The 21,967-nt window shown below is 67.7% G+C and carries 16 protein-coding genes and 1 riboswitch; of the genes, 7 read left to right on the top strand and 9 right to left on the bottom strand.

The features are described 5' to 3' along the window. Window positions 1-58: 58 nt before the first annotated feature. A complete protein-coding gene (locus BN3906_RS02045) occupies window positions 59-1,984 on the top strand; it encodes an ABC-F family ATP-binding cassette domain-containing protein (RefSeq protein ID WP_066583489.1) in 1,926 nt (641 codons plus the stop codon). Continuing rightward, the gene (locus BN3906_RS02040; RefSeq protein ID WP_078057038.1) at window positions 1,977-3,800 is read left to right on the top strand and encodes an alpha/beta hydrolase; all 1,824 of its coding nucleotides are present in this window, start codon (window positions 1,977-1,979) and stop codon (window positions 3,798-3,800) included. The genes BN3906_RS02045 and BN3906_RS02040 overlap by 8 nt, the downstream gene beginning before the upstream one ends. A 47-nt stretch (window positions 3,801-3,847) precedes the next feature. Here BN3906_RS02040 and BN3906_RS02035 read toward each other — a convergent pair whose 3' ends face one another. The 4 genes from BN3906_RS02035 to BN3906_RS02020 are packed head-to-tail and all read right to left on the bottom strand — an operon-like array spanning window position 3,848 to window position 8,477. Beyond that, complete coding sequence (locus BN3906_RS02035; RefSeq protein ID WP_066583483.1) at window positions 3,848-5,389, bottom strand: L-serine ammonia-lyase; 1,542 nt, start codon at window positions 5,387-5,389, stop codon at window positions 3,848-3,850. A 27-nt stretch (window positions 5,390-5,416) separates the two neighbouring features. Then, window positions 5,417-5,749: a putative quinol monooxygenase gene (locus BN3906_RS02030; RefSeq protein ID WP_066583480.1), complete on the bottom strand. Its 333-nt coding sequence runs from the start codon at window positions 5,747-5,749 to the stop codon at window positions 5,417-5,419. Window positions 5,750-5,781: 32 nt separating this feature from the next. Further along, window positions 5,782-7,140, bottom strand: coding sequence for a flavin reductase family protein (locus tag BN3906_RS02025; RefSeq protein WP_066583477.1), 1,359 nt, complete (start codon window positions 7,138-7,140; stop codon window positions 5,782-5,784). Continuing rightward, window positions 7,137-8,477 (bottom strand): aromatic ring-hydroxylating oxygenase subunit alpha, encoded by a 1,341-nt coding sequence (locus BN3906_RS02020; RefSeq protein ID WP_066583474.1) that lies wholly within the window; start codon window positions 8,475-8,477, stop codon window positions 7,137-7,139. The genes BN3906_RS02025 and BN3906_RS02020 overlap by 4 nt, the downstream gene beginning before the upstream one ends. A gap of 72 nt (window positions 8,478-8,549) precedes the next feature. On the opposite strand from BN3906_RS02020, the gene BN3906_RS02015 reads away from it, so the two are divergent. Beyond that, complete coding sequence (locus BN3906_RS02015; RefSeq protein WP_066585820.1) at window positions 8,550-9,464, top strand: LysR family transcriptional regulator; 915 nt, start codon at window positions 8,550-8,552, stop codon at window positions 9,462-9,464. Window positions 9,465-9,558: 94 nt separating this feature from the next. Here BN3906_RS02015 and BN3906_RS02010 read toward each other — a convergent pair whose 3' ends face one another. After that, complete coding sequence (locus tag BN3906_RS02010) at window positions 9,559-12,210, bottom strand: GcvT family protein (RefSeq protein WP_066583471.1); 2,652 nt, start codon at window positions 12,208-12,210, stop codon at window positions 9,559-9,561. Window positions 12,211-12,368: 158 nt separating this feature from the next. Here BN3906_RS02010 and BN3906_RS02005 point away from each other — a divergent pair, with 158 nt between their 5' ends. Beyond that, a complete protein-coding gene (locus tag BN3906_RS02005; protein WP_066583469.1) occupies window positions 12,369-13,112 on the top strand; it encodes an IclR family transcriptional regulator in 744 nt (247 codons plus the stop codon). Window positions 13,113-13,120: 8 nt separating this feature from the next. On the opposite strand, the gene solA is transcribed toward BN3906_RS02005, so the two are convergent. Then, entirely contained in the window at window positions 13,121-14,275 is a 1,155-nt protein-coding gene (gene solA, locus BN3906_RS02000; protein ID WP_078057037.1) for an N-methyl-L-tryptophan oxidase, read from the bottom strand. Window positions 14,276-14,537: 262 nt separating this feature from the next. On the opposite strand from solA, the gene ppk2 reads away from it, so the two are divergent. After that, window positions 14,538-15,440 carry a polyphosphate kinase 2 gene (ppk2, locus tag BN3906_RS01995; RefSeq protein ID WP_066583466.1) on the top strand — a complete coding sequence of 301 codons (903 nt, stop codon included), beginning with the start codon at window positions 14,538-14,540 and terminating at the stop codon, window positions 15,438-15,440. Window positions 15,441-15,515: 75 nt separating this feature from the next. On the opposite strand, the gene BN3906_RS01990 is transcribed toward ppk2, so the two are convergent. Beyond that, window positions 15,516-17,555: an AMP-dependent synthetase/ligase gene (locus BN3906_RS01990; protein ID WP_261796804.1), complete on the bottom strand. Its 2,040-nt coding sequence runs from the start codon at window positions 17,553-17,555 to the stop codon at window positions 15,516-15,518. 286 nt (window positions 17,556-17,841) lie between these two features. Between BN3906_RS01990 and BN3906_RS01985 the strand changes: the two genes are divergently transcribed. Continuing rightward, on the top strand, window positions 17,842-18,921 hold the full coding sequence (locus BN3906_RS01985) for a 3-hydroxyisobutyryl-CoA hydrolase (protein WP_066585816.1): 1,080 nt from the start codon (window positions 17,842-17,844) through the stop codon (window positions 18,919-18,921). A gap of 85 nt (window positions 18,922-19,006) precedes the next feature. Here BN3906_RS01985 and BN3906_RS01980 read toward each other — a convergent pair whose 3' ends face one another. Together BN3906_RS01980 and BN3906_RS01975 are read right to left on the bottom strand one after the other, a co-directional pair. Continuing rightward, window positions 19,007-19,933 (bottom strand): phosphatase PAP2 family protein, encoded by a 927-nt coding sequence (locus BN3906_RS01980; protein WP_078057199.1) that lies wholly within the window; start codon window positions 19,931-19,933, stop codon window positions 19,007-19,009. Between the two features lie 253 nt (window positions 19,934-20,186). Continuing rightward, window positions 20,187-20,945 carry a nicotinamide mononucleotide transporter family protein gene (locus tag BN3906_RS01975; protein WP_066583463.1) on the bottom strand — a complete coding sequence of 253 codons (759 nt, stop codon included), beginning with the start codon at window positions 20,943-20,945 and terminating at the stop codon, window positions 20,187-20,189. Between the two features lie 9 nt (window positions 20,946-20,954). Beyond that, a riboswitch (FMN riboswitch) is annotated at window positions 20,955-21,087 on the bottom strand. A gap of 83 nt (window positions 21,088-21,170) precedes the next feature. Between BN3906_RS01975 and BN3906_RS01970 the strand changes: the two genes are divergently transcribed. Further along, a complete protein-coding gene (locus tag BN3906_RS01970; protein WP_066583461.1) occupies window positions 21,171-21,953 on the top strand; it encodes a DUF1648 domain-containing protein in 783 nt (260 codons plus the stop codon). The last annotated feature ends 14 nt before the right edge of the window (window positions 21,954-21,967 follow it).

Raw genomic sequence — 21,967 nt, 5'->3', positions numbered from 1 at the left:
CGTACCCCACCCCGAACCGCACCCACCTCTGACACGAGACACGAAGCAGGAACACGACATGAGCAGCAGCACCAGCACCGCGACCGGCACCAGGGCGGCAGACAACCTCATCAACCTGGAGAACGTCGAGAAGTCCTACGGACTGCGTACACTTCTCGACGGTGTCAGCCTCGGGGTCAACAGCGGTGACCGGATCGGAGTTGTCGGGCTCAACGGCGGTGGGAAGTCGACACTGGTCCGCATTCTCGCGGGAACGGACACCCCGGACTCCGGTCGGGTGTCCCGGAACAACGGCCTGCGCATGGCGGTGGTCTCCCAGGACAGTGGTCTGACAGGGGACACGGTCGGTGAAGCGGTGCTGTCCGGACTCACCGGGGACAACGACGGCACCCTGGAGACCCACGAGTGGGCGTCCGTGCCGAGGATCAGGGATGTCCTCGAAGGAATCGGTGTCAACAGTCTCGGCGACGGCGCGGGAATGGACACCCCGCTGGAGGGACTGTCCGGCGGTGAACGCCGGCGGGTCGGCATTGCCGCGGCGCTGGTGCGTGACGTCGACCTGGTCATCCTCGACGAGCCGACGAACCACCTCGACGTCGAAGGTGTCGAATGGCTCGCCGCACACCTGCTGGCCCGACGGTGCGCGCTCGTCGTCGTCACCCACGACCGGTGGTTCCTCGACACCGTCGCCACCACGACATGGGAGGTCCACGACGGTACCGTGGACGTCTACGAGGGCGGCTACAACGACTGGGTCTTCGCCCGCGCGGAGCGCAGCCGCCAGGCGGACGCCGAGGAACAGCGCCGGGCGAATCTCGCACGCCGGGAACTCGCCTGGCTCCGTCGGGGGGCCCCGGCCCGCACCTCCAAGCCCCGCTACCGCATCGAAGCCGCCGAAGCCCTGATCAGGGATGTGCCCGCCCCCCGGGACCAGGTGGAGCTGATGCGGTTCGCCGCGAAGCGGCTCGGCAGGAAGGTGATCGAACTGGAGGACGCCACGGTCACCACCCCACCACCCGAGTCCAGGGTCCTGGTCGAGGACCTCACCTGGCGTCTCGCCCCGGGTGAGCGCATCGGCCTGGTCGGCGTCAACGGATCCGGCAAGACCACACTGCTGCGCGCCCTCGCCGGCGAGTATCCCCTGGCTGCGGGACGTAGGACACAGGGCCGCACCGTGGAGATCGGCTGGCTGCGACAGGAACTTGAGGACCTTGACGGTGACCTGCGCCTGATCGAGGCCGTGGAGGATGTCGCCACCAGGGTCGAGATCGGCGGTAGGGAACTCACGGCGTCCCAGCTGGCGGAACGCCTCGGATTCTCCGCCCGACGTCAGCGGACCCCGGTCCGGGACCTCTCCGGCGGTGAACGTCGCCGCCTGCAGCTGACGCGCGTGCTCATGGCGGAGCCGAATGTGCTGCTGCTCGACGAACCGACCAACGACCTCGACATCGACACCCTGCAGGAGCTGGAGAATCTGCTCGACGGTTGGGCGGGGACGCTGGTGGTCATCTCCCACGACCGGTACCTCATCGAGCGGATATGTGACTCGACCTGGGCACTGTTCGGTGACGGCACGTTGACCAACCTGCCCGGCGGTATCGCCCAGTACCTGGAACGGCGCCGGGAGCTTCTCGCCGGCATCTCCGGAACCGGCCGGCGGTCCACGACAGCGGCAGGGAAGGGCGGGGCGGCGTCATCCGCCGGGGACGCCGGGGACGCCGGAACGTCCGGGCTGTCCGCACGCGAGGACAGGGAACTGAAGAAGACCCTCAATTCACTCGAACGCCGTATGGAGAAGCTCAGCCGGAAGATCGACGACCTCACCGCGAAACTCGCTGCTGCGGCTTCCCCCGCCGACGGACAGATCGACACCGGGCTTCTCAGTTCACTGGACAAGGAACTGCAGGAGGTCAGGGCGGAGCACGGGGACTGCGAGATGCAGTGGCTGGAAGTGGCGGAGACCCGGGAGCAGGGGCATGTCTGAGAACACCGGTGCAGCAGTCACCGGCACGGCGGACAGGACCGGCGCGCCCCGTCGGTTCGTCCACTTCTTCGGGTTCCGGAGTCCCACCCCTCCCAATGTCTGGGGACTGATCTGCGGCGGGGTGATGTTCGCCCTGTCCCTCACCCCGTCGCTGATCCCCAGGACCTGGCTCTACCAGGGACTGTCCTGCGGATTGTCCGCTGCCACCGGCCACCTCATCGGGCTGATGCTGATGTGGAACTGGCGGATGTGGCTGCGCGACACCGTGGAACCCGTGTGGCGCAGTGCCGTCCGGGGACGCAGGGTTCCTGAACTGTGGGTGACCCGGGGCCGTCGTGCCCTGGTCGTCCTCATCCCGGTGGCCCTGCTGCTGTGGGTGCTGGTGGCGGTGAGGTGGCAGCGTGAACTCGCCGACCTCATGGGGGCCAGGTCCTATACGGCGGCCCAGTTCCTCCTCGTGCTGCCCACCGGACTGGCGGTGTGGGTGCTGCTCGACACGGTCGGTCGGGCGGTGTCCGCGATCGCCGGGCTGCTGGCCGACGCCGTTCCCGGCAGAAGTACAAGGTACGGGCTGCGGCTGATGGTGTCCTGGGGTGCGGTAGCGGTGGTCACGGTGCTCCTCGTCGACTTCGTCCTGCCCGGTACCGTACGCAGGGCGACCGAGCAGTTCTTCTCGGTGAGCAGGGAACCGATCAGGCCCGACCTGGTACGCCCCCATGTCAGTGAACGATCCGGGGGACCGGGGTCACCGACCAGGTGGGAGGACCTCGGTGCATACGGGACCCGGTTCACCGCACTGGGCCTGTACCGGGAGGACCTGGAGAAACTCACCGGACGCCCCGCGAAGGAACCTATCCGGGCCTACGCGGGAATCGACGACGGTGCCGACGATGTGGAGCGCGCCCGCCATGTCGTCAGTGAGCTCGAAAGGACCGGGGCGTCAGAACGGAAGGCACTCCTGGTGACCCCGGCGACCGGGACGGGCTGGGTCAACCCCACCACCGCCCAGGCCTTCGAGCTGATGTTCGACGGCGACACCGCCATCGCCTCCGCCCAGTACTCGGACGTCCCCAGTGCCGTGCAGTTCGTCACAGACCGGGACCGTGTCGCAGAGTACGGTCGTGCGCTGGTGTCCACCGTGGTCGACTGGTGGCACACCCTGCCCGCCGACCACCGGCCGAAACTGTACATCTACGGGGAGTCCCTGGGGACAACCGCCGCCGAGGGCGCGTTCTCCGGGGTCCGGGACATTGCCGGCGCCGTGGACGGGATGCTGCTCGTCGGGCCGCCGAACAGCAATGAACTCCACCGGGACCTTGTCACGCGCCGGGACCCGGGGACCACCGAGGTGAGCCCGGAGTACTCCGGGGGAATGATGGTGCGCTTCGCCGAAAATGCGGATGACATCACCCGGTGGAGGCACGAACTGTCCGACCCTGACTCCGCCGACGAGTGGCGCAGTCCCCGGGTGCTCTATGTCCAGCATCCCTCTGACCCGGTGGTGTGGTGGTCACCGGACCTGATCTTCCGCAGACCGGACTGGCTCAGGGAGCCCCCGGGATTCGACCGGACACCGGCGATGAACTGGATGCCGTTCGTCACCTTCTGGCAGGTCACTCTCGATCTCCCCCGAGCGGCGAAGGTCCCTGACGGCCACGGGCACAACTACGGTGCGTCGGTCGTCGACGGTCTCGCAGCGGTTGTGGGGGCGAACTACTCGGACGCCGAAGTTGAGCGGTTGCGTGATGAACTGGCCGTGGCCATGCAGAACCAGGGGCCGGAGAAGGAGATCGGCGGCAACGACAGCAGGGGGTGACGGGGCGACGGAATCGGCGGGGTCAGGGGGTCAGGGGGGTCAGGGGGTCAGCACTCCGGGATGTTGACGGCGACGGTGGTCGCCAGTCCGCCACCGGCGGTCTCCTTGTACCTGTCCGACATGTCGGCACCGGTGCGGCGCATCGTCTCGATGACCTCGTCGAGGCTCACCCGGTGGTTCCCGTCCCCGCGCATGGCCATCTTGGCGGCGTTGATGGCCTTGCCTGCCGAAATGGCGTTGCGTTCGATGCAGGGGACCTGGACGAGTCCGGCCACCGGGTCGCAGGTGAGGCCGAGTGAATGCTCCATGGCGATCTCTGCGGCATTGCACACCTGGGCGGGGGTGCCGCCGAGGACCTCGGCGAGCCCTGCGGCGGCCATGGAGGCGGCGGACCCGACCTCGCCCTGGCATCCGACCTCGGCCCCCGAGATCGACGCCCGTTCCTTGTAGAGCGAACCGACAGCGCCGGCAGCGAGGAGGAAGCGGCGCCAGGTGTCGCGTTGGTCTGTCCGTCCGGCGCGGGTCCAGGTCCGGGCGTAGAAGAGGACCGCGGGGATGATCCCTGCGGCACCGTTGGTGGGTGCGGTCACGACGCGGCCGCCGGCGGCGTTCTCCTCGTTGACCGCCAGTGCGACGAGATTCACCCAGTCTTCGGAGAATTCGGCGGTACAGTCAGGGTCCTCGCGGGACAGCTGGTTGTACCACCGGTGTGCCCTTCGCCGGACGAGCAGTCCACCCGGCAGGACGCCTTCAGTGCCCGTACCCCGTTCCGCGCAGGCGTCCATGGCCTGGACGAGGGAGTCCAGCCGGATATCTATCTCCCTGTCTGTCCTGCGAAGACGCTCGCATCTGCGTTGGGCGGCGGCAATCCCGCCCGCGGACTCCGCCAGGGCCGTCAGCTCGGCGGCGGAGGTGAAGGTCCCCTCTCCGGTGAGGCGGCTGTCTCCCACGGTCTCGTCGGCGGTCCTGATGAACCCGCCGCCGACCGAGTAGTAGGTCTCGGAGAAGGTCTCGCCGGAGTTGTCGAGGAAACTGAAGGTCACGGCGTTGGTGTGGATGGTGCGCACCACGGACGGGCGGAGGATGATGTCCTCGAAGCCACAGGTCACCGGGAAATCCGCGTCGCCGGCCAGAGAGATGGTGCGGGAGCTGCGGATCTCCCGGAGCCGGGAGACCATGTGGTCCGGGCTGACAGTCGCAGGATCGCAGCCGTCGAGTCCGAGCAGGCAGGCGCCGAGGGTACCGTGGCCGGCGCCGGTGGCGGCCAGGGAACCGTAGAGGATGACGGTGATGCCCGGGCCACGTGACACGGCGCCGCCGGCGATACCGGCGGTGTCCTCGCCGCCGGCAGCGACTGTGGTGTCCGCTGTCACGCCGGAGTCGGTCTGCACGCCGGTCTGCACGCCGGGCTGCACGCCGGCAGGTACGGCGGTCTGCACGCCGGCAGGTACGGCGACCGGTAAGGAGGCGGAGAGGCGCCGTTCACGCAGGGCCCTGGCGAACCGCAGGCCCGCCAGCATCGGTCCTACGGTGTGGGAGCTCGACGGTCCCACACCGATACGGAACAGGTCGAAGACACTGACGGTCACGGTTCACACCTCATGTTCTTTCGGGGGTCAGTCGGTGGCGGGCACCTGGAACTCCGCCATCCGGTCCCACCCGGTCTTGCCGGGGAGACTGTGGTTGATGATCTGCGGGGTCTCCCGGAGAACTGTGGGGAAGAGCTCGCAGGATGCCTTGAAATGGTCGGACTGGACGTGGGCGACGTCGGCACCGTCGGCAAAAGCTTCGACCAGCAGGTACTCGGAGGGATCGTCGGTATTGCGGTACCACTCGAACAGGAGGTTGCCTTCCTCTGCGCGGGTGGCGTCGGTGAACTCGCGGACAACTTCCCGGAAGTTCTCGAGGTATTCGGGGAGGGGACGGAATCGGACGTTGATGAGAATCATGGTGACGAGGGTACCCGGTGGATCCGGTGCTCTCAGCAGTCGAGTTCCACCGGGTCTCCGGCGGGCCGTGAACAGCACAGAAGGATCCTGCCGGCGTCGATGTCCCGCTGCCGGAGGCCCCCGTTGTCGGACATGTCGACGGTGCCGGAGATTTTCCGTACCGCGCACGACCCGCAGAACCCGGCACCGCAGTTGGAGCGCAGGGGTACCCCGGCACGGCGACCGGCGTCGAGCAGGGTTTCCCCGGGGGCGACGGAGATGACACTGCCTGAGCGGAGGAAGGTCACCGTCGTCGTCCCGGGGGCCGCAGTGGCGGCGGTGGCAGTGGTGGCGGTGTCGGTGGCGGCGGTGGTGCCGGCCGGGGGCTCCCGGTCCGGGGCGGTGCAGTCCGGTATGACAGTCACAGTCGGGGTGACGGCAGGCAGGGTGACGGAAGAGAGGCAGGGGCGGGTGTCCACCGAGGTCGTGGTCTCGTCGAAGGACTCCTCGCGGTAGGCGTTGAGAGGGACGCCGACTGCGGCGGAGACCTCCCGGGCTGTCTGCAGGTAACCGGGCGGGCCGCAGGCGAAGACGCGGCGTCCGCAGGCGTTGTCGACGATGGCCGCGACAGCTTCGGGGCAGAGGCGTCCGGTGGCTCCCCTCCATCCCGGAGTGCCGGAGGTCAGGGAACCGAGTGACAGGCAGACGGTGAGACCCGGGGTGCGGGCGTCGAGGTCGAGGAGCTCCTCGGCGAAGGCGAACTCCCGGGGGTGCCTGCAGTGGTAGATGACCACGGTGTCCACCGGTCCGGGCAGTGCGGCGAGGGTGCGGACCATCGACAGCACAGGGGTGATCCCGGCGCCGCCGGCGAGCAGGAGGTAGCGGGCCCGCCGGTCGACGTCAGGCAGGTGGAAGTTCCCCAGCGGCCCCTGTGCCTCCAGGACCGTGCCGGTGGTCAGGGAATCATGGATCCAGGTCGACACCCTCCCTCCGGGGACCTTCTTCACGCAGACGGTGAAGGTCGCCGGGTCGCCGTAGACCGACAGCACCGGTGACGAGGACACCGAGTAGCACCGGGCCACCGGGTCGGTGCCGGGACCGTCGACGGGGACGCTGAGGCGGACGAACTGGCCGGCCCTGTGGGTGAACGGCAGTCCGTCCGTGCGACGCAGGACGAGGGTGTGCATGGTGGGGGTCTCGTCACGGATGCCGGTGACTTCGACGGTGAACTCGGAGTGCCGGGCCGGCGGCGCGATGCCGGAGAAGTCACGGTCGAGGATTTCGGCGCGGTGTCCGGTGGCGGCGTCGCGGGCCCAGGGCATGACCAGACCGGTGGCGTCGAGCCTGCGTCGGGGCCTCCGGGGTGCGGCGGTGGGTTCCGGGGTGAACTGTTCGACGATGACGCTGCTCAACTCTGCCTCCTGCTCTCTGCTCCGGCGAGGTGGTCGACCATGTGGGCGGTGTACCAGGTGACGAAGGCCTCGACCTGGTCCTCGCTGCGCATGTAGGGGCCGGGGACGTACCCGGGTGAGGAGACCCCCTGCTGGGCGAGCTGGACGAAGTCGGCGTCCTGCGCGTTGGTGTGACGCCAGACGTAGGTGAGCTCGTCGACGTCGTAGTCTTCTCCTGCCACGGCATCCTCGGCGACGAGCCAGGTGGTGCGCACCAGGGTCCGTTCCGCGCTGACGGGGAAGGCGGCGAAGGTGATGACGTGGTCCGACAGGCCGTGGAACCAGGCGTTCGGCTGGACGTGCAGTGAGGTGCGGCCCAGCCGGAAGTCGGGGAGGTCGCCCATGAGCTTCTGGGACAGTCGCTGCCCGGTGACGGAGAAGGATTCCCCGGCTTTGTCGAGGGCCTCCCTGGAGATGCGGTAGCCGACGTCACGGTCGGTGAGGTGTTCGACGATCTGCCAGGGCAGTCCGTAGCGGTCGCACCGCTGCTGGAGGGTGGCGTCGGCGACCAGGGACCGGTCCCAGTCCGCCGAGAGTTCCGGTGGGACGGTGTCCTCGGTGAGACCCCATGTCGCGAAGAGGGAGCAGGCGAGCTCGGGGTGTCCGCCGCAGTGGTAGCACTCCCGGTTGTTCTCCATCGTGAGTTTCCAGTTGCCCTCCTCCATGAGGTCGATGCGGGTGGCCACCTTGGCCGAGGCGATGTCGAAGCCGGCGAGGTACGGCTTCACCGTGTCCTCGAGGTCGTCGATGTCGGTGGGGGGCTCGGCGGCGGCGCAGACGAAGATGAGGCCGCAGACTGACCGGGTGTGTACCCTGCGCAGTGCGAAACAGGTGCGGTCGAAGGTTTCGCCGGGGGAGGACGCGTGGATGAGTGTGCCGTCGGTGGCATAGGTCCATGAGTGGTATGCGCAGGTCAGGCGGGCAGTACTGCCGTGACGGTCGGTGAGGACCCTGGCGCCGCGGTGCCGGCAGACGTTGTGCATCGCGTTGATCTGCCCGTCATCGCCACGGACGATGATCAGGGAGACCGGTCCGAAGTCGACGGTGACGTAGTCGCCGGGGTCGGGGATCTCGGCTTCGGTGGTGGCGAAGAGCCACTGGGTGGTGAAGATCCCCTCGATGTCGAGGCTGAACATTGCGGGGTCGGTGTACAGGGGGGCTTCCAGGGAGGTCCGGGGAGGACGTTGCCGGAGCAGTTCGAGCATGTTCTGCCGCACGTCGGCGGTGGATGAGCGTGAGGTACGGGGTGCGGTCGTGGACGTGCCGCCGGGGCCCGGAGCGGACTGTGCGAGTGTCATGGCGCAAATGTATATCGCCGGGTGATGAAAATAAATCGCAGATAATCAGACAATATCGTGTATGATTTCCGCATGATCGATCACCGCCTCACCGTGCTCAGGACTTTCGCCACCTGCGGTACCGTCACCGAGGCCGCGTCGGCGCTCGGGTACTCCCCCTCGGCCGTCTCCTCCCAGATCCGGGAGTACCAGCGGGCGGTGGGAATTGCCCTGGTCGAGAGGGACGGCAGGGGACTGCGGCTCACCGCGGCCGGCCGGATCCTGGTGGAGAAATCGGATGAACTGGTGACCCTGTGGGAACGTATCCACGGCGAAGCTGAGGACGCCGCCCCGGGCAGGGAGCCTGCGGCACTCAGGCTCGGCGGATTCTCCTCGGCGACAGGTGCACTGCTGTCCTCCGTCGCCGCCAGTCTCCACGGCAGCCACCCCGGGCTGGACGTGTCCATCACGGAGGCGGAACCTGACCGGTGCATCGACCTGTTGACCGCCGAAAGGCTCGACGTCGCGGTCACTGTGGCGATGCAGGCGGCACCGGACGCCGACAACCGACGCATCGAACAGTTCCCGCTGCTCGACGACCCTCTCGACGTCCTGCTGCCCGTCGATCATCCTCTGGCTGACAGGAGTTCGGTACGCCTGGAGGAACTGGCGGACGACCCCTGGGTCGCGGACCACCCCGGTACCACGTACAGAGCGTTGTTCACGACGGCGTTCACCGCGGCAGGGGCGACACCACGGGTGGTGCACGAGGTCGCTGACTGGGTCTCCAGCGTCGAGATCGTCTCACGGGGGCTGGGTGTCGGACTGGTGCCGAGACTCGTCCAGCTCAGCTCCGACAGTCCGGTCGTGCGCAAACCTCTCGACGGACCCTCGGCCCCGCGCCGCCGGGTGCTGGTCATGCTGCGGCGCGGATCCGGATCCCATCCTGTGATCCGTGAGACGGTGCAGCTTCTCAGGGAGGCCGCAGACGAGAGCGCAGGACTGTGAGCGTGACCGTGGCTCCGGCGGGCGGGCCTGCTCCGGATCCCTGGGGCGGGTCCGGACCGGGAAGGTGACGGAGCGGCCCCTCAGCGACTGCCCCTCAGCGACGGATCCTCAGCCCACCGGGATCGTAGACCGGTGCCTCGACGACGACTGCGCTGACGCCCCTGCCGAATCTGCCGACCGTCAGAACAGTCCCCGGTTCCGAATACTGCGTGGGAACCCAGGCGGTACCGACCGTCTGACCGGTGACGTACCCGGAGTCAGCTCCGGTCACCCGGCCGATCGCGGCTTCTCCCGCACCTGCGTCCGGAACCTCACCCGCCCACACCGGTGCCCCGGCCTCCGGGACACCGGCGTCGAGCCTCGAGACGAAGGTGACGAGGCGTCGTCCCCGGGTCGGACGTTCCAGGAGCGCGTCACGACCCGTGAACCCGTCCGGCTTCACCTCGGGGGAGGTCTTCACCGCGAAGCCGAGCCCGGCGTCCCCGGGAGTGTCCTCCCTGGTCATGTCGCTACCCCAGGACAGGTAACCTTTCTCCGTCCGCAGACTGTTGAACGCCAGCCGGCCCGCCGGCACCAGGCCGTACTCTGCGCCCGCCGCGACGATCTCGTCCCACAGACGCAGGCCGTGGGCGGCCGCCGTGTAGATCTCCCAGCCGAGTTCGCCGACATAGCTCACCCTCTGGACCAGCACCGGTACCCCGGCGACGAACATCCGGGAGGCCCTGAAGTAGCGGAGGCCGTCATTGCTGACGTCCCCCTCGGCGAGCGGGGTGAGGATGTCACGGGCACGCGGACCCCACAGTCCCAGGCAGCAGGACGCCGTGGTGATGTCGTCCACCGTGACTGCGCCGCCGGTCTCCGAGGCCGCTGACAGGGAGAGGCGGACCACGTCCAACGGGCCGTTCACCCCGAGCATGTACTCTTCCTCACCGAGGCGTGTCACGGTGACGTCCGACAGGATGCCCCCGGTCCCGTCGAGCATCAGCGTGTAGACCACGGGAAGTGTCCTGCCCACAGGGCGGTCCGTGACGCCGGTGCACCGGGCCCCCAGCCAGGTTGTCGCGCCGGGCCCACGGACCAGGACGCGGGTCAGCGAGGTCATGTCGTAGACCGCGGCCCTGTTGCGCGTCGCCCAGGCTTCGGCGGCAGCGACAGGGGACCAGTTCAACCGGTCCCACGCGTCCCTGCGCGGCACGGTCACGGCGACCGGGGCGTCCGGGTCCACCGGAGCCTCAGCCACCGGACTGTTCACCGGATCGACCACGGCGTCCCGGGTGAGGAACCCGGAGTCCTCGAGAATCTTCAGGTTGGACTCGTGCCACAGGGGTCGTTCCCAGCCGTTGTGCTCGGTGAAGACACCGCCGGCCTGTTCCGTCCGCAGGTGGAAGGGACTGGTCTTCAGTCCCCTGTTGACTGCGGTGGACTGGTGCGGGAAGTGGATGTCATAGACCTCGTCGTAGTTCTCGACGGCCCGGCCGCGGATCCACGAGTCCGAGAGCAGGGCTGGGTCGAACCGGTTCAGGTCCAGTTCATGGGTGTCGATGCCGGGGTCCCCCTTCAGCATCCAGTCCGCGACCACCTGCGCAACGCCCGCCGACTGGGTGACCCACACGGCCTGCGCGCACCAGAATCCGGCGACTTCCGGTGACGGGCCGAGCAGCGGACCACCGTCAGGGGTGAAGGAGAAGACGCCGTTGAACTCGTCCTCGAGGGGAAGGTCTTTCACGGCGGGGAAGACCCTGCCCAGTTCCTGCCGGGTGAACTCGAAGTCCTCCGCGGTGAACCGGCGCATGGCGGGATGTCGGCCGGTGGTCAGCAGATGGGCGGTGTCCGTGAGATCCTCGGGTGCGACGGGGATGGGCCGGTGCTCATAGGCCCCGATACCGAGCCTGCCGCCGAACTCGCGGAAGTACATTCCCGCTCCCTGGTGGCGGACGATGGGCCGGGAAGGTTCGTCGTCGCGCAGCGGAGTGCCGTCCGGGCGGACCCCGGGCAGGACGTCCGTGGGAACCGTCCAGGCGAAACCGTGCTCCATGGGGTGCATCGGGACACGCAGTCCCCCGGCCCTGGCCAGTGGGTGGCCCCAGATTCCGCCGCAGGCCACCACCACGTCGGCGGGCAGGACGCGGGGGGCTTCCCTGGCGTCGCCACGGTCTCCGGTGTCCTCGACAACTACGCCGGTGACCTGGCCGTCCTCGGTGAGAACCTCGGTCACCCTGGTCAGTCCGAGTATCTCCGCCCCTCCCTCCCCGGCCCGGCGCGCCTGGAACTCCACGGCGCGGGGAGCGTAGACCGCGGCGTCCGTGGGGGAGTACAGCGCCCCGAGGATCAGGGTGGTGTCCAGGCCGGGCCACAGTTCGGCGACCCGGTCAGGCCCCACCAGTTCGGCGGGTACCCCGGCGGCCCGGGCGAAACCCAGGCGCCGTTTCAGTTCGTTGAGCTGGGCGTCGGTGGTTGCGATCTCGAGCCCGCCGACCCTGTCGAGAAGCGGGGCGCCGTCGAGTTCCAGGCCGTCGAGCTTGTCGAGGGTGCGTTGGGCCAGCAGGCTCATGACCCGCGAGGGGTTGGTCTGGAACACGAAGCCGGGGGCGTGGGAGGACGATCCGCCGGGTGAGTACAGCGGGCCCTGGTCGACCAGGGTGACATCGGTTGCCCCGCGGAGGACGAGCTCGTCCGCCAGTGCGGCGCCGACGACGCCGGCTCCGATGATGACGATGCGTGCGGAGGGGGAGACTGTGTCGGACATCGGTGACTCCTGAGGTGGTCGTGTCGGTGGTACCGGGACGGTGTGGTCGGGACGGTGTGGTCGGATCGGTGTGGTCGTGGAGCTGCAGTCACTGGAGTGTGACCGGAACCACTGTTCTGGAGTTGCGTAGTGCGCAACAGCGGACGTACAGTTCGAAAATGACAAGTCAGTCGGTGCAGTCAGTGGACAGGGCCGTCGCGGCACTCGACATCCTGGCGGAGCTGGGGGAGGCCGGGACGGTCGAGATCGCCGACCGCCTGGGTGTGCACAAGTCCAGTGCCACCCGCCTGCTCACCACGCTCGCCGACCACGGACTGGTTGACCGGGACCGGGTGGGTGGCCAGTGGCGGCTCGGATTCGGCCTGGTCCGGCTCGCGGGTGCGGTCACCGACCGCGCCGGGTTCTCGGGTGCTGCCCAGCACCTGTGCGACATGGTCGCCGACGAGACCGGGCAGACCGCCAATGTCGCCGTGCTCGACGAGATCTCGGCGGTGAACATCGCCCAGGCCGCCGGTTCCGGGCTCATGTCCCCGCACCACTACCTCGGTCGCCGCACCCCCGGACATGCGACCAGTTCCGGAAAGCTCCTTCTCGCCTACAGCCCGGACGCCGCCGCCGCAGCCGCGGCTCGTGGCCTGGAACGCTTCACCCCCCGGACGATCGTCGACCCGGAGAAACTCGACGCGGAACTGACGGCGGTCCGCCGACGCGGTTGGGCGGGGTCCGACGAAGAGTGGGAGGACCACATCACCGCCGTCGCCGTGCCGTTGCGTCGCCCCGGTGGGGAACTGGAGGCTGCGCTGACCGTGACAGGTCCTGTGCACAGTCTGCCCCCCGGAGAGTTCGCGGAGATCGCCGCACAGCTCGGCGTCCTCGCCTCGGCGTCGGGGCGTTGGGTCTGAACGGAGTATCACGGCCGGAACCTCCCGGGATCGAACAGTGAGATCTCGTGCCGGGTTGTCCCGTCGAGTGTGAGGTCGGTGAGAATCTCGCCGATGACCGGCACGAACTTGAACCCGTGTCCGCTGAAGCCGCAGGCGAGGATGACCTGGGGATGGTCCGGGTGCGGTCCGACGATGAAGTGCTCGTCCGGGGTCACCGAGTACAGGCAGGTCTTTGCCTGGACCAGGGGCCCGGTGAGCCCGGGGAACAGCTGGAGTGCACGGTCGCGCATGTCGCTGATCTCGGAGTCGTACACGGTGCGGTCGATGGTGTCGGCGGTGGTGGGAGTTCCCCGGCGGAAGAACCCGAGTTTGAACCCTCCGTCGGGGCCGTCTGTGGCGGGGAATCCGTAGATCTGTCCGTTGCCGTGGGTCTCCTCGATGTAGACGGGGTGGTTCTCCTCGCTCCACGCGGAGAACGGGACTGCGGGGGTGGTCTGCGGGGAGAACCAGTAGAAGATCATGCGGTCTATCTGCAGGGGCAGCCGGAGTTCCGGAAGCATTACCGGTGCCCACGCGCCAGGGGAGACGATGAGGCGGTCGGCCCCGTAGGTGGCGGTGTCGGTGGTGACCTCCACTCCTCCACCGGGGGTGGTGGTCCATGAGGTCACCTTCTCATGGAAGTGGAGGGTGGCACCTTTGCCGGCCGCGACCTCGGCGTTGGCGATGGTGGTCTCCTCCGGGCGGACGTAACCTGCGTTGGCCTCGTAGAGTCCGAGGGCGTCGTCGGCGGGGTCCATGGTGGGGAAACGGGCGCGGATCTGGTCGGCGGTGAGAATCTCGTGGTCGAGTCCGTGCTGTTCGGCGGCGATCTTCGAGCCGGAGAAGGTGATGCTGGCGGGGTCACCGATGTAGATGCCGCCGCACAGCTGCATGAGGCTGCGGCCGGACTCTTCCTCGAGCTCCCGGAAGAGCTCGTAGGAGCGTCGCAGCAGGGGTACGTAGTCGGGGCTCTCGAAGTAGGACTGGCGGATGATGCGGGTGCCTCCGTGGGCGGAGCCCTGGTCGTGGCCGGGTTCGTAGGCTTCCAGACCCAGAACCCGGGCACCGCGTCCGGCGAGTGCGTTGGCTGCGGCCCCTCCCATGGAGCCGGTTCCCAGGATGATGACGTCGAAATGCTGCACGGGCTCTCCTCATGACGGAGTGTTGCGTATGATGCAACCTGATCTGTTATACGCAACAGGCTATGGGCAGCAGGAACGGCCCGCAAGAACAGGGGCGGGACTCCGGCGACATTTCACACAGCCGTTACCTCGGCCGCCGTCCGTCGACCTTTTCCCGGGGTCGGTGCGGGAACGGGAACCTCCACCCGCAGACCGGGGAGGCCGGGTCCTGTACCCGTGGAACGGGGGGAGGCGGGGCGGGCGTCGCGGTAGACTCCCCGACATGTCCTCGAACAGCGAAGAGATCACCGCGCCCCCGAAACTGGACAAGGCGGCCTACGAGAAGCGGCTCGTCGAGCTCCAGGCCCAGCTCGTCGAGATGCAGCAGTGGGTCCGGGAAACCGGCAGCCGTGTCGTCATCATCATGGAGGGGAGGGACGCCGCGGGCAAGGGCTCGGCCATCAAGCGGATCACCCAGTACCTCAATCCCAGGTACTGCCGGGTGGAGGCTCTGCCCACCCCCACCTCCCGGGAGCAGGGGCAGTGGTACTTCCAGCGTTACATCGAGAAGCTCCCCACTGCCGGAGAGATCGTCATCTTCGACCGGTCCTGGTACAACCGTGCCGGAGTGGAGCGGGTGATGGGCTTCTGCACGACACAGCAGTACCGTCGTTTCCTCCACCAGGCTCCGGTGTTCGAGCGACTGCTCGTCGAGGACGGGATCATGCTGCGAAAGTACTGGTTCTCGGTCTCTGACGACGAGCAGATCCGGCGGTTCACCTCCCGCCGTGAGGACCCGCTGCGGCAGTGGAAGCTCTCACCGATGGACCTCCAGTCCATCACCAGGTGGGAGGACTACTCCCGGGCCAAGGACGAGATGTTCGCGCACACCGACACCGCCACAGCCCCCTGGTACACGGTGGAGAGCGAGGACAAGAAGAGGTCGAGGATCAACGTCATCAACCACATCCTCACCTCGATCCCGTGGGAGAAGGTGGAGAACAACCCGCCCACGATCCCGTCCCGGCCCGAGGGGGACTCCCACTACCAGCGTCCGCCGAGGACGGAGTTCCGGTACGTCCCTGACGTCGCCGGTGACCTGGAGAAGGACAAGGTCGCCTCAAAAAAGGCGGGAAAGCCCGGAAAGTCCGGGAAGGCCGGTAAAGGGAGCTCCCGGAAGAAGTGATCCGGGGGCGGGTGCCCGCCTCGGTGTGTCTGCTCCTGACCGTTCACCCTGCCGGCTGACCCGCCCGGCGGACGATCAGTTGGGCGGGTACATCGCCTCGATCTCCCGGGCGAAATGCTCGACGACGACCTTCCTCCGCAGCTTCAGTGACGGGGTGATCTCCTGGTGTCCGACCGTCAGATCCCGGGGGAGGATGGTGAAGGTCTTGATCTGTTCCCACCGGTTGAGTCCCTCGTTGAGTTCGTCGACGTAGCCCTGGACCAGGCCCTGTGCCTGCGGTGAGGAGACGATGTCACGGTAGTCGCCGGATACTCCGGCTCGGGCGGCCCAGGCGGTCACGGCGTCCTCGTCGAGGGTGACCAGGGCACTGACGTACTTGCGGCCGTTGCCGATGACCACGAACTGGCTGACCACCGGGCACAGGCCCTTGAAAGTCGACTCGATGAGGCCGGGGGCGACGTACTTGCCGTTCGAGGTCTTGAACAGCTCTTTCTTCCGGTCGGTGATGCGGACCCTGTCGTCGGCGTCGATCTCACCGATGTCGCCTGTCCTGAACCACCCGTCGGGGGTGAACGCTTCGGCGTCTGCCACAGGATTGTCGTGGTACCCGTCCATGATCCCCGGTCCGCGGAGCAGGATCTCCCCGTCCTCGGCGACGGCTGCCTGCATTCCGTTGAGCGGTCGGCCGACATAGCCGCTGCGGTAGCTGGAGGGCAGGGTCAGACAGCTGCCCGCACCCGTCTCGGTCAGACCGTAACCTTCCAGTACGGGGACGCCGACGGCACCGAACCAGCGGCTCACCTCAGGATTGAGGGCAGCTGACCCGGAGATGAACCAGCGGGCGCGGCCGCCGAACCTCTCACGGATCTTCGACATCACCAGACGGTCACCGATCCTGGCCTGCAGTCGGGTCAGCGCACCGGCCGTGCCCGCCCCGTGGTCGGCCTCGAACACCTCCCCGCAGTTCTTCAGTGCCCAGCGGTAGAGCTTCTCGGTGAGGCCGCCGCGGGCGGCCATCATCTGTTCGACCCCGTTGTGGACCTTCTCGTACACGCGGGGTGCGGAGGCCATGAACGTGGGCCGTACGGCCGGAAGATTCTCGACGATCTTCTCGATCCTGCCGTCCACGGCGGTCTCGAAGCCGAAGTGGAGGGGAAGGACCATGAACAGGGTGCCCATGACATGGGCCAGTGGAAGCCAGAGGAACTGTCTGTCGTCGATGGTGAGCAGCGGCTGGCCGGAGTCCCTGGCGGTGGCCTCCGCGGAGAAGGCCTCGAAGATCCACACACGGTGGGGCAGCCGCACCCCTTTGGGCCGTCCGGTCGTCCCGGAGGTGTAGATCAGGGTCGCCAGGTCTTCCGGACCGGTGGCGTCCACCCGGTCGTCGACGAGGGAGGGGGTGTCCCTCAGGGCGGTGACACCACGGTGACGAAGTTCGGCGAAGGTGAGGACCAGACCGGGGTCGGCGCCGGACGGGCGGTCACCGGTGAGCATGACGACGTGGGTCAGGGCGGGCAGCTCGCCCAGCAGGCCGGTGATTTTGGCCAGCTGTTCGGCGTCTTCCACGAAGACGACCCGGGTACCGGAGTCGCCGAGTATGAACCGGACGTCGTCGGCGATGGTGGTCGGGTAGACGGTGACGGTGGTGGCCGCGGCGTCCATGATGCCGTAGTTGGCCAGCACCCACTCGAAGCGTGTGGTGGCCGCGACGGCGACCCTGTCGCCGGGGTTCACTCCCAGGGAGACGAGTCCGGCTGCCACCTCTGCCGCGCGCACACCCAGCTGTTCCCAGGTGACGTGGTCCCATCCGTCGCCGTCGGTCGGGAAGCTGAATGCCCGCCGGTCCGGGGTGAGACTGACCCGGCGTCGGAGCATGTGCCCCACGGAGCGGATGTCCGGGTCCACGGTGACCGTGGTGGGTTCAGTGACGGCGAGGGTGGGGGTGACGGAAGCATGTCCGCTACCGGCGGGGGAAGGATCTGACGGTGCCGTACCTGAGGGATTCCTGCCGGTCGGGTTACCGGAGGGAAGGAAGGTCTCTCCGGGGGTCGTTTCGGGAGGGGAAGATGAGGGATAGGCGGGGGAAGGGACTGGGGAGGAGGTCGGCGTGGCCATTTCAGTGGTCCTTCGGCAGAGTGGCGGCGGAGTGGAGAACCCACCCCGAAAGGTGATGAGATTCACTCTAGCAAATAGAGGGTGATGTGTGACACTATTTTTGCGAATCGAAGTAGGGCGCCGAGTTTCCCTTCGTGCCGGCGGGTCGTTGTGTCACCATGGACACATGGACCCCAAGTCACCGGCACAGTCACCGGCACAGAAACCGGCACAGAAACCGGCACAGAAACCGCCCCTCTCTCCCTCGGCCGCACCCTCTGCCGCCTCACCGTCCGACGGCGAATCCGTGGGGGTCACTGCAGGAGTCACAGGCAGCGGCCCCGGGCGCACAGGGGTCGTCACTCTCGACCGGCCGAAAGCTCTCAACGCGCTGAACCGCGGAATGGTCGGTGCAGTCGCCGCAGCGCTCGACACCTTCGCCGCCGATGACACCGTCCGTCAGGTGCTCATCCGCTCTTCATCACCGAAGGCCTTCTGTGCGGGGGGAGACGTCCGGTCCGTACGTGACAGCGACCTTGCCGGAGACAGTGCGGGCGGAGACTCCTTCTTCACCGCGGAGTACGACCTGAACCACCGGATCGCGACGTTCCCGAAGCCGGTTGTTTCCCTCGTTGACGGGCTCACCATGGGAGGAGGTCTGGGACTGTCCCTTCACGCGTCCCACCGCATCATCACCGACAGGGCGTGGGCATCGATGCCGGAGGCCGCGATCGGGTTCGTCACGGACGTCGGCATCTCCCACGTGTTCACTCATCTTCCGGCCCTGGAGGCACCGCAGCAGCCCACACGGTCGCTGGGACTGTGGCTGGCCGTGACGGCCTACCGGCTGACACCCGGAGACCTGCTGTGGACCGGGCTGGCCACCGGCCTGGTCGCCGACGTGGACGCCTTCACCACCCGCCTGTTCACCGACGGGGTGGACCGTGCCGTCGCAGTGGAGACGGTGCAGGGCCGGAACCTGCCCTCCTCCCGGCTCCGGGAGATGGAGGGGGACATCCGGGACCTGGTGGTTCCCGACGGCGGGTGGGCCGCCAGTGACTCCCGGATACAAGCGGCGGACGGGCAGACGGCGGAGCTGACCCGCAAGCTGCTGGAACCGGCGAATCCGCTGTCTCTCGAGGCGACGGCGAGACTGCTGGACCACTCTTCCCGGCACACGCTGCGTGAGGCTCTGGACGCGGAGTTCTCTGTGGGATGTTGGGCAAGGTCCCGGCCGAATTTCGCTGAAGGGGTGCGGGCTGTGCTGGTCGACAAGACCCGTGACGCCGTTTTCACACCGGCGGATGTCGCGGGGATCACCGACGCCGACCGTGCGGAAATCGAGGATGCCCTTGACCGGGCGCGTAAGCGTTCCGCCTCCCGCTGACATCTCTGCCGCACACGGAGAGCCGGCTCTCAGAAGGCCGGCGCAGAGGACGGGAACTGCGGGACTCCCCGTCAGGACATACGGCTCAGGCCGCGCCCCGGGTGGTCAGCTGGTCGACGATCCGGCCGTCTAGGTGGCGGGCCAGATATCCGCGCCACGCGCGGCGCAGCAGCCAGGCCAGGCAGTAGGCGAGGGCGAGAGTGACGAGCCCGCCGACGACGTCCAGGAGGTAGTGGTTCGCTGTTCCCATCACCACGAAGAAGGTGAGCAGAGGATAGAGGACGCCGAGGATCCGGGCCATGTGGTTTCCGGTGTAGAGCACGACCGCTATCCCGCAGAAAGCTGCCCACGCACAGTGCAGTGACGGCATGGCGGCGAACTGGTTGGAGATGGCGTCGGAGGCGGGGGTGCCGGACTCGGGCCACCAGCCCCAGGAGCCTGTCTTGGCCATGATGTCCACGAAGCCTTCCCCGGAATACATTCGTGGCGGGGCGGTGGGCAGGAGGTAGAACCCGATCAGTGCCAGACAGGTCGTCAGCACGATGACGGTGCTGGCGAAGCGGTACCGGTTCTGGTGGCGCATGTACAGCCACACGAGTGTTCCGGGTGTCACCACGAAGTGGAGGGACGCGTAGACCACGGCAGACACTGCAGCCACTGACGGGGCACTGTCGACGAAAGCGTTGAGCCCCCGTTCCCATGCCAGTCCGAGCTTGTCCTCGACGGCGAGAATACGGGCACCGTTGGCGAACGCGGCCGCCTCCACGTCGTGGACCCCGTTGCGGATCAGGGAGTACACGAGGTAGATGCCGTAGATCACCACGATCTCGACCCACCAGCGGGGCTGCACGAGGTAGTTGAGGATCCGCACCGGAAGACCGGTGAGCCGGACCGTGGAGGTCACCGGTGAGGACAGGTCCGCCGCTTCCCCGCGTGCCGTGGTCACGTCGACCGTCGCAGTGGGGGACGCCCCGGAGAGTTTTCTCCCCGGGGCCGCGTCGGTGTTCCTCATGGTCGTCACTGCGGTGCGTCCTCCTCCACGTCACGGTCCGACCGGGGGTGGTACCGCGGTGAACTCCTGAACTGACCGTTTACCGGTCATTCTTCTCCATGCACCCTACGGTAGTCTGCCGTACATATCCAGTACACGAAAGCGTTTCCCGGCAGGTCAGTGCCCGTGGCCGGGGGTAGCAAGCCGGGACGCGGGGAGGGGAGGGGCCGGTCTGTCGGTGTCGGTCTGTCGGTGCCGGTCTGTCGGTGCCGGTCTACGAAGAGGCGCCGACTGTCGTCCCCGTCCGCCCTGTCCGGGCGGGGTCGGGCTGCGCGGATCTCTGGACCTTCAGCCAGACGGCGAAACCCCAGATGACAAAGGCGGCGTAGACGATGTATAGGACGGCACTGGGGTAGTAGCCGGCGGAGAACAGCAGGGGGACGCCGACAATGTCGACGGCTATCCAGATCAGCCAGAACTCTGTCCACCCGCGGGCCATGCCGAGCGTCGCCAGCAGTGAGCCGGTGAAGATCCAGGCGTCCGACCACGGACCCCAGGACCCCAGAGAAGAGAAGACCCAGGCGAATCCGCAGGTACCCACGACGGCGACGACGACCATGAACAACCGTTCCCTGGCGGAGGCCCAGTGCGGCTGGACCGCTTCGTAGTTGTCCGCGGGTTCTGTCACGATCGAGCGGGACGGGTCGGTCCGGGCAGGTTCCCTGACGCCTGCCCTCCGGGCGCGGGACCACTGCCACCATCCGTAGGTGCTGACGATGAGGAACATGACCTGACGGCCGGCCTGACCGTAGAGGTCCAGGTCCTGGGGGGTGTGGAAGACGCCGCCGAGGAAGACGGTGAACAGAAGGATGTTGCCGACCATGCCGACCGGCCAGGCCCAGACGACCCGGCGCATGCCGCCGACTGCGGAGGCGATGCCGAAACCGTTGCCGATGATCTCGCGCCAGAGGATGGCGGTGTCGCCGATCGTCAACTGGGCGTCAAGAAGTGATGTGAGTACTGATCCGGACATGAGGTGTCCAGCCTTTCTCTCCCGTCCGGACTGTGACCGTCGGCTCCGGAATCACACCGGATCTGCTGGACCCACCTGGTGGAGGTGGCGCTCGCGGGCTTTCACCGCCGGTGGGGACTTCCACCCCGCCCTGAGAATGCTTACACGGCAGAGATTACACCGCGGCGCAACCCCCGTCGCAGTTTCCGCTCAGGAGGAAACTGCCACCCGGGTACCCTGTGAATCATGGAAGAGGAATCCACAGTTCCAGAGGTGCCGGAGGAGGAGGTCACGCCCGGAGGCCGCCCTCCCGTGTCTGTACCCGGTCGCCTGTACCTGCTGGTTCTGCTGCCTCCCACGGTGGCCGCACTGTTGCTGTGGGCCACATGGAATTCGCTTCCCGACCATCTGCCCACCCACTGGAACCTCGCCGGAGACGCCGACACCTGGCAGCCGAAGTCACCCGTCACGGTACTGGCACAGCTGTTCACGGTGCCGGTGGTTCTGCTGCTCGGTCTGGCGGTCGCCTCGTCGATCCTCTGGATGCGCTCGGGGAATGTCTTCGAGCCCGGTGGTGCGGGGACCACCACGGAAGCCCTGAACATCTGGCACGGGGCGAAGGAGACGGCGCCCGTGGTCGGGCGTTACTTCGTTCTGCTGAGCCTGGCTGCTACCGTGACGGCGGCAGGGGGATACCTGATCCTGCCGGGGGGTCACGGAGCGGGGGGATTGACGGCAGTGGCGGGAATCCTGGGGATTGTGGCGTCCACGGTGTACCTGCTGCTCGCCGTGGACAGGATCGACCGTGCCGTCACCGGCAGATTCCCGCTTCCGGACGGCAGGCGGAGGAAGTGGCTGCTGTTCCTGGAGGCACCCGGCAGCGAGTCCGTGATGCTCAGCTCCGGTGACGGCTGGAACTGGACCTTCAATGTCGCCACGCGTGCCGGACGGATGCTTGCCCTGCTCACACTGGTGGTGCTGACCGGGGTCAGCGCTGTACTGGTGGTGTCGGCGGTGGTCGGCGTATAGCGGCGCACCCCGGG

This window comes from Corynebacterium provencense (assembly GCA_900049755.1).
Classification (GTDB): Bacteria; Actinomycetota; Actinomycetes; order Mycobacteriales; family Mycobacteriaceae; genus Corynebacterium; species Corynebacterium neomassiliense.
This window is presented reverse-complemented; position numbering and strand designations above follow the sequence as displayed.